The sequence below is a fragment of the Pseudomonas pseudonitroreducens genome, from assembly GCF_021603645.1.
GTDB classification, from domain to species: domain Bacteria; phylum Pseudomonadota; class Gammaproteobacteria; order Pseudomonadales; family Pseudomonadaceae; genus Pseudomonas; species Pseudomonas pseudonitroreducens.
Genome location: NZ_BQHJ01000001.1, coordinates 430867 through 444556, shown reverse-complemented (window position 1 = coordinate 444556; position 13690 = coordinate 430867). Strand labels below are relative to the sequence as shown.

General features: G+C 57.9%; 7 protein-coding genes and 1 pseudogene. 3 read left to right on the top strand and 5 right to left on the bottom strand.

Going from position 1 to position 13690, the window contains the following annotated elements:
- Nucleotides 1-65: 65 nt before the first annotated feature.
- Nucleotides 66-2606 (bottom strand): EAL domain-containing protein, encoded by a 2541-nt coding sequence (locus L6D89_RS02015; RefSeq protein ID WP_236198583.1) that lies wholly within the window; start codon nt 2604-2606, stop codon nt 66-68.
- A gap of 290 nt (nt 2607-2896) precedes the next feature.
- Here L6D89_RS02015 and L6D89_RS02010 point away from each other — a divergent pair.
- Nucleotides 2897-3631, top strand: a pseudogene (locus L6D89_RS02010) (deoxyguanosinetriphosphate triphosphohydrolase); the annotation flags it as partial.
- Between the two features lie 27 nt (nt 3632-3658).
- Here the strand turns inward: L6D89_RS02010 and L6D89_RS02005 are convergent.
- Together L6D89_RS02005 and L6D89_RS02000 are read right to left on the bottom strand one after the other, a co-directional pair.
- The gene (locus L6D89_RS02005; protein WP_236198582.1) at nt 3659-7246 is read right to left on the bottom strand and encodes a transporter substrate-binding domain-containing protein; all 3588 of its coding nucleotides are present in this window, start codon (nt 7244-7246) and stop codon (nt 3659-3661) included.
- A 65-nt stretch (nt 7247-7311) separates the two neighbouring features.
- The gene (locus L6D89_RS02000; protein ID WP_236170933.1) at nt 7312-7938 is read right to left on the bottom strand and encodes a response regulator transcription factor; all 627 of its coding nucleotides are present in this window, start codon (nt 7936-7938) and stop codon (nt 7312-7314) included.
- A gap of 790 nt (nt 7939-8728) precedes the next feature.
- Between L6D89_RS02000 and L6D89_RS01995 the strand changes: the two genes are divergently transcribed.
- A complete protein-coding gene (locus tag L6D89_RS01995) occupies nt 8729-9145 on the top strand; it encodes a response regulator (RefSeq protein WP_236198581.1) in 417 nt (138 codons plus the stop codon).
- On the opposite strand, the gene L6D89_RS01990 is transcribed toward L6D89_RS01995, so the two are convergent.
- Nucleotides 9126-9473: a YggL 50S ribosome-binding family protein gene (locus L6D89_RS01990; RefSeq protein WP_236170935.1), complete on the bottom strand. Its 348-nt coding sequence runs from the start codon at nt 9471-9473 to the stop codon at nt 9126-9128. The genes L6D89_RS01995 and L6D89_RS01990 overlap by 20 nt on opposite strands.
- Nucleotides 9474-9728: 255 nt before the next feature.
- On the opposite strand from L6D89_RS01990, the gene dacB reads away from it, so the two are divergent.
- Nucleotides 9729-11165 (top strand): D-alanyl-D-alanine carboxypeptidase/D-alanyl-D-alanine endopeptidase, encoded by a 1437-nt coding sequence (gene dacB / locus L6D89_RS01985; protein ID WP_236170936.1) that lies wholly within the window; start codon nt 9729-9731, stop codon nt 11163-11165.
- A 39-nt stretch (nt 11166-11204) separates the two neighbouring features.
- Here dacB and L6D89_RS01980 read toward each other — a convergent pair whose 3' ends face one another.
- The gene (locus L6D89_RS01980; RefSeq protein WP_236198580.1) at nt 11205-13616 is read right to left on the bottom strand and encodes a sensor domain-containing diguanylate cyclase; all 2412 of its coding nucleotides are present in this window, start codon (nt 13614-13616) and stop codon (nt 11205-11207) included.
- Nucleotides 13617-13690: the final 74 nt, after the last annotated feature.

The window sequence follows — 13690 nt, the reverse complement described above, 5'->3', positions numbered from 1 at the left end:
TCCTCAAGCTTTTCTTTTAAATCCTTACCCTTGAAAAACATATCATCACCCACGTGAAAACTAAATTAGTTACAGAGATTGGAAACCCATTCTTCTAATTCTCTGGGAGCAAGCGGCTTTGAAAGAAAGTACCCTTGAGCAACATGATAACCCTGCTCCTTGAGAACCTTGTATTGCCCCAGCTCTTCAACGCCTTCAGCGACAACTTTTAAACACAAACTATCACCTATCCTAAGCACAGCCTCACTAAGTGCTCTACTTGTCTCATCTGTTTCCAATTCAAGAACAAAACTCTTATCTAGCTTTACCTCTTGAATCGGAAGCTTCCTAAGATAGCTTAAACTAGAGTAGCCCGCACCAAAATCATCCATCGCCAACTTAATCCCTTTTGAGCTGACATCACCCAACACCTTCATAGTATTAGGATTCGTATCAAGCAAAACACTTTCCGTTAGCTCCAAAGTCAAATCGCCAACCTTTAAATCATGCTGCGATAGAGTCCTCAGTATCATCCCACCAAGATCTAAATTATGAAAATTACTTGGCGACAAATTCACAGAAACGGCAGGTATTTTCAGCCCTTTTCGCCTCCAGCTTGCAAGCTGACGACAAGCTTCCCTTACAGCCCAAGCACCTAAGTCCCCTATCAGGCCACACTCTTCAGCAAGAGGAATAAACCTCGAAGGAGAAACTTCTCCAAACTTTGAGTGCCGCCACCTAGCCAAAGCTTCAACACCATAGAGCGTCCCGTCACCCACATTAATTTGCGGCTGATAGTGCAACTTAAGCTCACCGCCATCTATTGCCAACCGCAATGCACTTTCCAACTCCTGCCTTTCTAGAGCCAATTGATTCAGTTCAGGACTAAAGAAACTAAACCTACCTCTCCCGCTTCCTTTTGCTTGATACATGGCCATATCAGCACGATGTATCAAAGTCGCCATATCATGACCGTCTTGCGGATACACACTAATCCCTATGCTGGCGGACGGCGACAAAACAACCCCACCAATACTAATCGGCCTTGATATAGACTTCTTTATTTCCTCAACAATCTCAGTAACATGTTCACTACCACAGTTTGGTAGAGCCACAACGAATTCATCTCCAGACAGCCGCCCTACGATATCAGACGCTCGGCGATTGCATAATAATCTTTCAGCAATAGCCCTAAGCAACACGTCACCCGCAGGGTGCCCAAGCGAATCGTTAACTTGCTTGAACCGATCCAAATCTATAAACAGGACCGACATTGAGCTTCTTGATCTCCTTGCATCAACCAAAGCATGGTCTGCTTTAGCGTGCAATAGACTGCGATTGGGGAGTTCGGTAAGGCTATCATAAAACGCTAACTGTCGTATGTTCTCCCTATCCTCTTCACGCTCCATCGCAAGAGCACAAAGCGGCGAAGCAACCTCCATCATCATTTTATGAAGACCTGAAGGAACCCGACGCACTGAGTAATAAAAAACAAGTACACCAATAACATTTCCCTTTGTATTCTTGACAGGCGTAGACCAAGAGCTTTTAATCCCCAACCTCAAAAAGTCTTCTGACAAGCCATCCCATATTGGATCTTGCTCAATATCTTTCGTAACAATAGACTCACCATAGTAAGCAGCCTTGCTGGAAGAACCGACACAATTCTTTACCTGCATCCCCTCTAACAGCCTTGCATACTCAACCGGCAGACTCGGGGCCGCCAGCGGATGCATGACCCCATCCTCATCAACCTGTATAACAGCTATCTTTATATCAGGCTCAACCAATTCAATTTCCCTACATACCAGATCCATTACCTCCTCTAGAGGATTCTCCCGCACCATGGCATCCAGTATAGCACTTTGAATAACCTCGTGTATCTTTGACCCCGTCACATCAGCAAGCACAGTGACAGTATTAACAAGCTCGCCACCAGCACTCAAGATAGGACTAATTGCAATATTCGACCATATACGCTCACCACTTTTAAGACGCGTCAACTCCTCAACTTTAAAAGACAACCCGGCCTTCAACCTAGAGTGGACCTCCTCAATTCTCGCCTCACTCAAATGCGGTACTATCAGAGCAGCAGGCCTTAAGCCATCAACCTCGTCAGATGAATAACCAAAAATACGCTCAAACCCTTTATTTACAAAGACAATCTTCCATTCATGATCGGTAATAACAATTGCATTGTCCGTCTCATTCGCAACCATTGATAGTAGCTTGGTGCGTTGACGCTCTTTACGCCTATCAGTAACATCTTTCACAAAAGCAGTATAAACAACCAGACCTTCACTTTCGACGCGAGAGATCGACATAGCTCCCCAACGCTGAGAGCCATCCTTTCTATGAATCGGGACTTCTCGCGTACTGCCAACAATTTTATTGACACCCGTCCGACGATTTTCATTTATGTAATCATCGTGATCAGATTGCATCCCTAAAGGAACGAGCATCTTCACATTACGCCCTAGCACTTCATCCCTGCTATAACCCCACAGAGTTTCCGCCGCACGATTAAAAAGAACAACATTGTTCTCAGTATCAATAACAACAACACCATCTACAGCTTGCTCAAGTGTCTGAGTAAATATCTTTGAAAGATTATGTGCAATAGGCATTTAGATACTACCGATGAGCTACTCAAAAAGCATCCTAGCAACGGAGTTCTAGCAGGCTTAGCCCGCAGCCCCCCCCCACAATGCACTCATAGCTTAAGGCCATTAAAATTACAAGTCATCAAATGCTCTCGAACATCTATACCTTGCCAATCAAATCCTGACCACATGGACAGAAAAAGCATTTGGCAAAATCTTACCCACTGAAGCATCAAACCCTAAGAAACTGAATCCAAAGAAAAATCTGCCGGAAAATACCTATTTATGTGTACCCCGCAATCAATATAAGAAGTGGTTGTGTAATTACCAAGAGCGAGCTGCCGCTACTCGAGCAGATCACCCACAAGCTGGGCATGCCGCAAGTGGAGAACGAACGCTGGGCACGCCATCCGCTGGTCTATCTGATGGAGGCGGCGGACGACATCTGCTACGGCCTGATCGACCTGGAAGACGGCCTGGAAATGGACTTGCTCGATTACGCGGAAGTCGAGTCGCTGCTGCTCGATCTGGTCGGCGACGACCTGCCGGAAACCTATCGCCAGCTCGGTCCCCGGGATTCGCGCCGGCGTAAGCTGGCCATCCTGCGCGGCAAGGCGATCGAGCACCTGACCAATGCTGCTGCCCGCGCCTTCGTCGAACAGGAGAAGACCCTGCTGGCGGGGAATCTGCAAGGTGACCTGGTGGAACATATGCATGGTCCGGCCAAGCGCTGCGTGCAGCGGGCCAAGGGCATGGCACGGGAGAAAATATTCCAGGACAAGCGCAAGACGTTGCACGAGATCGGCGCCTACACCACCCTGGAAATCCTGCTGAACTCGTTCTGTGGCGCAGCGCTGGAGCAGTACGGCCAGAATACGCCGTCCTTCAAGAACCAGCGCATCCTCGACCTGCTCGGCAACAACGCCCCCGACCCGGACTGGACGCTCTATCGCGCATTCCTTCGGGTCATCGACTTCATCGCCGGGATGACCGACAGCTACGCGACCGAGATGGCGCGCGAGATGACCGGCCGCTCCAGCCCGAGCTGAAGCGGCGCACAGTCCAGAGGTTAGGGGCTAGGCGGCCAGCTTGCGCAGTTGCTGCAGCAAATCGTCCTGCAAGCTCGCCATCTCCTGCTCCACTGCCAGCGCCCGATTGCGCAGCTCCTCGCTGTCGAGCGCGTCCCGGCAGCCGTCTTCGAGCTTGCTACAGAGCTCCTGCAGCCTGTCCGCATTGACCAGTCGAGCCGCGCCCCTCATGCGGTGGGCCAGATCGCCCAACTGCTTCCAGTCCCCCGCCTCCCAGAGCGGGCGGACCTGGTCGATATCGACTCGATTGCTGCTGTGCAACTCCTCCAGCAGGCGGCGAATCAGGCCAGGATTGCCACCTGTCATTTCCCTCAGGGAGGACAGATCGAATCCAGCGACCAGCTCCTCTTCCACAGTCTCCTGGTCTTGCCGGGCAATCGAAATCTTCGCGACGGCAGCCAGCCGCGCGCGCAGGTTATCCAGGCCGATGGGTTTGAACAGGCAATCGTCCATGCCAGCCCGCCGGCAGTTCTCTATCTCGTCGGGCTGGGCGTTGGCCGTGAACCCGAAGATCGCGCAGGGTTCGGCCTCCATTTCGCTTTCAAGCTCGCGAATTCGCCGAGCCAGGTCATAACCATTGAGCACCGGCATGTTGCAGTCGGTGATCACCAGGTCGAAATCACCCGGATGCCATTGCTGGAGTGCCTGGGAACCGTCGGATGCCACTTCGACCCGATGGCCCAGGTGTTTCAGTTGCTGGGTCAACAGCATCCGGTTGGCAGCATGGTCATCGACCACCAGTACCTTCAGCGACTGGCTTGTCGCCGGGACCATCACGGCCTGGCTCACAGCACATTCGGGAAGGCTTTCCAGGGTCTGCAGCAAGAGGCGAACCGTGACCGTGGTGCCCTCGCCGGGCCGGCTTTCCATGCGCACCGTGCCCCCCATCATCTCCGCCAGCTTGCGGCAGATGGTGAGTCCCAGGCCCGTGCCGCCGCGACTGGCACTGCCGCCACGGGCGACCTGGCTGAAGGGTTCGAACAACTGGCGCTTTTCCTCCGCGGAGATACCGATCCCGCTGTCCTGCACGCTGACCTCAAGGGCCAGACGTTCGCCGGCAACACGCTCGCCATGGACACGAATCTTCACGTAGCCGAAGTCAGTGAACTTGATGGCGTTGCTGACCAGGTTCGACAGTATCTGCTTGAACCGCAGCGGATCGATCAACACATCGCAGGCGGCCTCCGCCTCGATTTCCATCCGCAGCTCCAGCGCCTTCTGCCGCGCCAGCCCATCGAATACGCGCGCTACGGACTCAACCAGCTCGCGCAGGTGGGCGCGTTCCGGCATCAGCGTCAAACGCCCGGACTCGATCTTCGCCACGTCGAGAATGTCGCCGATCAGCGTGAGCAGGGAATGCGCCGAATCATAGGCCACCTCGACCGGCTCGCGATCCCAATGCCCCTGGTCGGCCCGGGTCAGCGCCAGCTCCAGCATGCCGATCACCGCATTCATCGGCGTACGGATTTCATGGCTCATGGTGGCCAGGAAAGTACTCTTCGCCCGGTTCGCTTCTTCGGCCTGCTCCTTCGCTGCCTCAAGCTGGTGGTGCAGCCGCTCGCGCTCGGTGACATCGATCCAGCCGGTCACCACGCCGGAGATTTCGCCAGCCGGCCCGCGGTAAGGCGTGGCCCAGTAATGTATCTCGCGAACTTCATTGTGAATCTGCAGGATCAGATCGGAGGCCACCTTGCCGTCCTGACCCATGGCATGCTGATGAATTTCCTGCAGCGCCTCGGCATCGCTCGACTGCAACCAGGGGCAATCGACGATTCTCGAACCTTCCGCCGATTCGCGAGGCATCCCGGTCTCCTTGAGGAAACCGATATTGCAGGTGATCAGGCGCCCCTCGTGATCACGCACCGCCACGGGCTGAGGAATGCCATCGATCAGCGCACGCTTGAACTCGAGGCGGTAGCTGAGTTCTTTCTCCGAATCCCGCCGACGGCGCACCTTGCGCCACAGCCAGCAGTTCCACAGCAGCACGATGAACAACGCCAGTGCCGCTGCCCAGGCAAGCTGAATGAACTGCTGGCGGTAGCCCTGCCAGATGCTGTCCGGCCTTTCCACACTGGCCGACCAGCGCGTGGTGATATTGCTCAAGTCCTCGGGCGAGATGGCCAACAGCGCCTTGTTGAGAATACTGAGCAACTCCGGGTCCGCCTGGGACACTGCCAGCGAAAACTGTCCAGGCTCGCTGTCCAGAGCCAGGGCAATCTTGAGATCCGGGTAATAGCGGGAGATCAGATAATTGGCCGACGACAGCAGGTGAATGCCGGCGTCCACCTTTCCTTCACTGATCATGGGCAGGTCGTCGACATTGTTCTCGACTTCCAGCAGTTTTACCTGCGGGTAGCGGGCGCGCATGAAGTCCGCGATGACCGAACCTCTGGGAACAGCGACACGGTGGCCATCGAGGTCATCCAGGCTGTGCAGCCAATCACTACCGCCAGGCACCACGACTACGAAGGACGCCGTCATGTAGGGGCGAGTGAATCCCAGCCACTCCTCGCGTCGGATGGTCGGTGTCAGTGCCGCAATCACATCGGCCTTTCCCGTACGTAGCTGCTCCAGCATCGCCGTGACGCTTGGCTGCGGACGCACATCGAATTCGACCCCGGTACGGCTCTGGATAAGCTCCAGCAAGTCGGCAGCGATGCCACGGAACTGACCCTGGGCATCAAAGAACGAAACGGGAGCCAACGCCTGGTCAATCACGACCTTCGGCCGCGGATGGCGCTCCACCCAGCGCTGCTCCTGGGGGGTCAGGATGAGCTGCTGGCCAGCGATCGCGCTGATACCACCAGAACTCCAGCGTCGCTGAATGGCCGTTTCTGCCTGCCGCGGGATGGCGTCCAGGGTACGATCGATGATGCCCAACAGTGTCCGGTCGGATGCATTCAAGGCAAAACTGAAACCCTGGCCGTTGAAGCTGGCAAAGTTGAGCAGTTTGAGATTGGCCAGATAGCCCTGGCTGATCAGGTACTGGGCACTGAAGGCATCGCCGACGAACAGATCCGCCTGGCCGAAGGCAACCGCTTCCAGCGCGCGGCGCACCGACTGGTAGCTTTGTACCGTGGCGCCGGCCAGGTATTTGTCGCGATCATCCGCCGGGTAGTAGTCGCTGACCACGGCAATACGCTTGCCAACCAGTTGCCCGTTGCTTTCCAGGCGCGTGCTTTCCGGCCCGATGATGACCGGCTGGTTGGAAAAGTACGGTACGGAAAGCACAACGTCCGGCCGTGCGGCTTCGTATCCCGTGGCGCGACTCAACAGATCGATATCACCGCGAGACAACGCCGCTACAGCGGCATCGCGGTCGGGATAACGTCGTACTTCGATGCGGACATTGAGCGCATCGGCAATGACGCCGACGACATCGGCCGTGATGCCCTCCAGATCAGTCCCGCTGCCGGTAATATCGAAGGGGGCATAGTCCGGCGCGGTCACGCCCAGCCTCAGCGTGCGTTTGTCTCTGAGCCATTGCCAGTCGGTGTCGCTCAGTTGCACCTTGACTGGCTCGTCGCTCGAACGAGCCAGCAGGTTGATCGGGGTCCACTCGCGCTGCTCCGCCATTACCCATCCGCAACAGATGAGTAACAACACACCGACAAGAAAGCGGAAGCGGCACATCACACACCTCAGACCAATGCATTCCGCTTGGCAAACTCGATCAGATCGACCAGCGAGTGGGCATTGAGCTTCAGCAGCAGCCGGGTCTTGTAGGTGCTGACCGTCTTGTTGCTGATGAACATCTGCTCGGAGATTTCCTTGTTCGAATAGCCGTTCGCCAGGTACTGGAGTACGGCCATTTCGCGATCAGACAGACGCTGGATAAGCTCCTGATCGTCCATCTGGCCATTGTTGCGGCGCGTCTGGCGCACCGCCGTGCTGGGGAAATAGTTGTAGCCGGCGACCACGGCATTGACCGCGCTGATCAACTCCGCCAGCCCGCCCTGCTTGCAGACGAAACCCGATGCACCTGCCTGCATGCAGCGCATGGCGAACAAAGAGGCGCTCTGCCCGGTCAGCACCAGTACCTTGAGTGGCAACTCGAAGGCGGAGATACGGCTGATCACCTCCAGGCCATCAAGGCGAGGAATGCCGATATCCAGAACAACCAGGTCGGGGATCAGGTCCTTGACAAGCGAGAGAGCATCCACGCCGTTGTCGGTCTCACCAACGATGACATGGCCTTCCTTTTCCAACAGCACGCGCATCGCCATGCGAATGACTGGGTGATCATCGACAATTAGAACTTTGCTCATCATCTTCCTCCCTCAGACCCTTCGATAAAATGTCCTTCGGTAAGATATATGTAGAGCAGGCCATGTCGATATTAACCACCCTCGATTTTAGCTATTAGAGGGTTTTCCTACGCAACATCTAAATAATTCCTACAAGTAATCTTAAATATTTTTACGCCATATCTAATTCGACAAGAATTTTCTGATGAAGAACAGCAGAAAAGCTGACCGGGATTCCTGAGAATCCTTGACCCTGACGCCGCATTTCCCGCCTACCGACCTTGCAATATGCACCTGCTCAATCCGCACACTCTGACCTTTGACACGCCAAATGCGGACGCCGCAGCCCGACGCAGGGCTGACCGAGGGCAATTGGATCGCTCTGGAAAGGGCGTCCCAGAAGCACCCTCTGCGCTCGCTGGTGATTGGCCTCCCCCTCGAATGGCTGACTTTCATCACATTCACGGCCGGTGAGCGTCCTGCCAACCCCATCCCCCATTTCCCTCCCAAGCCAGATTAGCTAGAGAACAGTCATGGGCCTTCCTCTATCGCCTATAACGCTGGGCTTCACAGCACGCAGCCAGCCCCAAGGAAAACAGGATGAGAACACTATTAAAACAACTACCGAAGACCAGAAGAGCCTGTTCCGCAAACACAAATAACATTCGCCAAGCAATAAGACTGGCGCATCGCCCGACAGCCAAAACCACAGAATATCCGAACCAGTACCAATAGAGACAACTCATAGCTGTCGCAACTTTCCATATTGGTAGATACCGCTCTTCACCGGTAATTTCCTGGAGCCTATTTCGTGCAGGACAACAAATTCAGCATTCTGATTGTCGAAGATCACCCTTTCCAGCTGATTGCCACGCAGATGCACCTGAACAGGTTGGGCTTCTTCAGATTGACACCTGCTCTTGATGCCGACGAGGCGCGTGAAGAGTGCACACGCCGTGATGAACCTTTTGACCTGCTGCTCTGCGATATCAACCTGCCGAACACCAACGGCATCGAACTGCTCAGCGAACTGGTCGAGGCAGGCCATATTCGCCAGGCGGTCTTCCTGAGTTGCCGCGAAGCTGGTGAACTGCAGGCCCTGCAGAAGGACCTGCGCGAGCAGGGCCTACCCGTCCTCGCCTGCCTGGCGAAGCCGCTCGATCAGTGGGCGCTGCTGCATGCGCTCGAGGCGGATAGAGGGCTCAGCCTCACCGAGCCGAGGAATTGACCGGCTGGTCCGGATACCAGGCATCGATCAGCGGGCTGAGGTTGAAACCAGCGAGCTCCGGCTGCTGCTTCAGCCATCCGTCGATAAACTCCCGCTGCTCGGCACTCACCGAGCCGCGCCGAGCCAGGCAGATGAATCCATACTCATCGCAGCCGCTGTAGACCAGATCGCTGGGCTCGACCGCGACAGCCGCAAAGCGCTGCATGAATTCGCCGATTGCCGCTTCGCCCAGCCCTTCCCTGTACTGGAAGCTCAACTCGAAGCCGAGTTCCTGGAACTCATCGACACACAACTTCTTGCGTAAACGACGGGAACGCTGGGTAGCCATATGACTCTCTCCTCGGGAGGGCTTTCGCCGCTCGATATACGACTGTGACAGGAACATATCCGGGACTTGCGCAGTTAATCTCCCGAGGAGCTTCTCCGAGACGACTGGCATTCGAAGGCCTGCGCATCCTGGAACGGCTTGCGGCATAATGTGCCGCAGCTCCCGATCCAACAGGGAGTATTTCATCTGTAGTGTTGCGCTTCATCTTTTCATTTTATCAAGTCAATGCCCGACCACTGGGATGTCATCTTTTCTATGTTCAAGTCTCTGCGTGTCCTCGCTCTCGCTACTTTATTGCCCCTCGCCTTGCCAGCCGTTGCCCAGATCAATGGCACCTTGCCCGAACGCGTACAGAAAGCGCTGAGGGCCAGCAAACTCACAGACGATGCCCTGTCGCTGGTGATGATTCCCCTGGAAGGCCCTGGTAACGCTACCTATTTCAACGCCGACGTCTCGGTGAACCCGGCGTCGACCATGAAGCTGTTCACCACCTACGCCGCCCTGGAAATGCTCGGTCCGACCTATCAGTGGCAGACCGAGTTCTACACTGATGGCCAGCTCAAGGATGGCACCCTCAATGGCAACCTCTACCTCAAGGGCGGCGGCGATCCGAAGCTGAACCTGGAGAAGCTCTGGCTGATGATGCGCGACCTGCGCGCCAACGGCGTGCGCAAGGTCACCGGCGATCTGGTGCTGGACCGCAGCTACTTCAATATTCCGCAATTGCCGGTGTTCAATGACGACGGCGGCGACGACAACAAACCCTTCCTGGTCGGCCCCGACTCGCTGATGGTCAACCTGAAGAGTGTGCGCCTGGTTATCCGCACCGAAGGCAGCAAGGCCACCGTGCTGATGGACCCGCCGCTGGCAAACGTGCGCATCGACAACCAGATCCAGGTGAGCAAGGCCGCTGCCTGCCCGGCCTGGCCGAAACTGCGCTTCAACCCGGTCACCCAGTTCGACGGCACCTCGCTGGTTGCCACCGGACAGATTCCCCAGGGCTGCAGCGCACAGACCTACATGTCGCTCCTCGAGCACCCCGCCTACACCGCCGGGGCCGTGCGCGGCATCTGGCAGGAACTGGGCGGCAGCATCCTCGGCAAGGACCGCGAAGGCACCGTGCCGAAGAACGCGACCCTGGTGGCCCGCGCCATGTCGCCGGACGTCGTGGAAATCATCCGCGATATCAACAAGTTCAGTAACAACACCATGGCCCGCCAGCTGTTCCTCTCCGTTGGCCGCCAGTACCGCAATGGCGCCGATGCAGACGACGCACAGGCAGCCCAGCGAGTGATCCGCCAGTGGCTTGCGCGCAAAGGCATCACCGCGAGCCACCTGGTGATGGAGAACGGCTCAGGCCTGTCCCGCGACGAACGCGTCAGTGCCCGCGAAATGGCGGCCATGCTGCAGGCTGCCTGGCACAGCCCGTACGCCGCGGAATACATTTCCTCGCTGCCGATCGTGGCGAAGGACGGCACCATGCGCAAACGTCTGCGCGGCACACCCATGGCTGGCGAAGCCCACGTGAAGACCGGAACCCTGAACACCGTGCGCGCCCTCGCCGGATTCAGTCGGGACGCCAACGGTCGCACCTGGGTGGTGGTGGCAATCCTCAACAGCAACCGGCCGTGGGGCGCCTCGTCGATCCTCGACCAGGTGCTGCTCGACCTCTACAGCAGCACCAAGCGCTGATCCAATGACGAACCCCGGCCACTGGCCGGGGTTTTCGTTTCAGGCTTCGACCCGCTCCAGGCGATCCCGACCCAGGCGCTTGGCGCGATACACCGCGCGATCCACCTTGCGCATCAGGTCGTCCGCACTTTCTCCCGAGCACCAGGACGCCACGCCGAAGCTCGCCGTGACCACGCCGACGCCTTCCATCGGCTGGCCACGCAGCGCCTGCCACAGCGCCTCGGCCAACTGCCAGGCCTGGTCCGTCGTGCTGCCCGGGCAAAGCACCACCAGTTCCTCGCCACCCAGGCGGCAGAACACATCGACCTTGCGCAGGCGCTGCGCAATACGCTGGCACAGGGTGACCAGCACCACATCGCCGGCCTCGTGGCCGAACTGGTCGTTGATGTCCTTGAAGTGGTCGATATCGAACATCACCAGCGACAACGGCTCGCCGCTACGCAAGCAGCGCGCCATGGCCTGATCCAGCTGCTCCTTGAAGTAGCGGCGGTTATGGATGCCGGTGAGGGCATCGGTGACCGACAGGCGCCGGAGCTCCAGTTCGGCCTCCTTGCGCCGGGTGATGTCGGTCGCGATGCCCAGGTAACCCGTGGTGTTGCCGGCCGAATCACGGACACCGGTGATGATCAGGTTGATCTTCAGCTGCCGGCCATCGCGGCGCACACATGTCCATTCGTGTTCCTCGTGTCCCTCGCCCACCAGCGCGCCTACCACCTCGAAGCCGCGAATCTCGCGCCCGAGGATACTCGACAGGTCCTGCGCACGGCGGCGGATCTCGTCCTTGACGAAGACATTCTCCGGCACCGGCCGCCCGATCACCTCCTGGGCGCTGTAGCCGAACATCCGCTCGGCCCCCACGTTGAAGCTGCGCACGAATCCACGCAGGTCGGTCGAGACAATGGCAACCTGGGTTGCCGCATCGAGCAGGCCATGCAGGCGGCTGTTTACTTCGCCCAGTTCCAGTTCCGCAGCCTTGCGCGAACTGATATCGGTCTGGGTGCCGATCATGCGCCGCGGGGCTCCGTCGTTATCACGCTCCACCACCTGCCCACGATCGAGTACCCAGAGCCAGCGCCCGCTCTTGCAGCGCAGCCGGTGCTCGCTCTGGTACAGCGAGGATTCGCCGCGAAGGTGCCGGCGCAGCGCGTCGCAGCGCGCGTCCTTGTCGTCCGGATGAACCCGGCTGAGGCTCTCGTCGGTGGTCGCCCCCACTTCGCTGTCGCGGTAGCCGAGCATGGCTTTCCAGGCGTGGGAATAGAACACATTGCCGGTATCCAGGCTCCAGTCCCAGACGCCATGACCGGCACTGTCCATGGCGAAGTGCAGGCGCGCCTGGTTCTCCTGCAGCTCCAACTGGTTGGCCCGCAGCTCGGCGGTTCGCTCGCCCACCAGTTGCAGGGCTCGCTGGCGCTGACCGAGCAAGGTCAGGACGTAGCTAGCCAGCAACACGGAGGTCAGCCCACCGGCGAACACTACCCAGAGCTGCGGGTGTCCCTGGTTGCGCCGCAGAAAGTCGCTGGAAGGCTCGACACGCACGAGGTAGTCGCGGCCAGCGAAAGGCAGATGGCGCTCCGCGACCAGCCCGGCTGTCTGGTCGGCCGTCAGCGGGCTACGGTAGAGCGGTACATCCGGCCGGGGATCACCGGCATCGCGCAAGGTCAGCGCCATCTGCTCGCTACGGCCCTCGGTTCCCTGTTCGATGAGCAACCGGTAACTGATCGCCGCCAGCAGGATGCCCTGGATACCGACGCGAGTCTCCGCGGTCGGGCTCGGCGTCGCACTGTTGCGGTAGAGCGGCGCCGCCAGCAACAAACCGGTGGAGTCCGCAGGAGGGGCACCAGGCAGGACGACCGGCATCGAAGCGGCCACCGAGCGTGACTTCACCACCCGCTGTGTCAGTTCCCGCCCCGGCAGCGTGGAGTTGAGATCCAGGCCGAGCGGCATCTCCTCCAGATACTCGGAGGCACCGTAGAGAACCGGAAAATAGCGATCGCGAACCTGGGCAGGAATCGGCTGCCCCTGCAGGTTCAGTTCAAACAGCATGTAGTCGAGCATTCCGGCCGCGTGCGCGCTGGCCTCGAAAGCTTCGCGATTGCGTTGTTCCACGCGCGGCAGCCAGGCATACCCCAGCGTGTCACCCAGCAAGGGACTGACGAAATGTTCGAATTCCTCGCGGGAAACCGTCCTGGAGTTTTCGAAGAAGCGCTGGATCGACTCCAGCTCGCTCAGTTGCATCGACAGCCGCTCGCGTACCCGGTCGATGCGCTCATTGGCGGTAAGGGCGAACTGCTGCTCCAGGGCCATGCGGGCATTGCGCCACACATTCCAGCCCAGCAGGGCCGTCAGCAGGAGGCCAACCACCAGTACGACACCGGCAGCGCGCAGGGCCTTCTTCTGGCTGGCGACTCCCTGAGCGGCGGGCAACTGCTCGTAGGCCGGCAATTGAGTCATGTAGGGTCCCGTTCTCAGGGTGACTCAGTTTTTATAGCAGCCGATGGCCATTTGCCCAGCGCTGGTGCGACGCA

Excerpts from the sequence above, each read along its gene's own strand:
- L6D89_RS02015 (WP_236198583.1), bottom strand. The coding sequence starts at position 2,606 with ATGCCTATTGCACATAATCTTTCAAAGATATTTACTCAGACACTTGAG.
- L6D89_RS02005 (WP_236198582.1), bottom strand. The coding sequence starts at position 7,246 with ATGGCGGAGCAGCGCGAGTGGACCCCGATCAACCTGCTGGCTCGTTCG.
- L6D89_RS02000 (WP_236170933.1), bottom strand. The coding sequence starts at position 7,938 with ATGAGCAAAGTTCTAATTGTCGATGATCACCCAGTCATTCGCATGGCG.
- L6D89_RS01990 (WP_236170935.1), bottom strand. The coding sequence starts at position 9,473 with ATGGCTACCCAGCGTTCCCGTCGTTTACGCAAGAAGTTGTGTGTCGAT.
- dacB (WP_236170936.1), top strand. The coding sequence starts at position 9,729 with ATGTTCAAGTCTCTGCGTGTCCTCGCTCTCGCTACTTTATTGCCCCTC.
- L6D89_RS01980 (WP_236198580.1), bottom strand. The coding sequence starts at position 13,616 with ATGACTCAATTGCCGGCCTACGAGCAGTTGCCCGCCGCTCAGGGAGTC.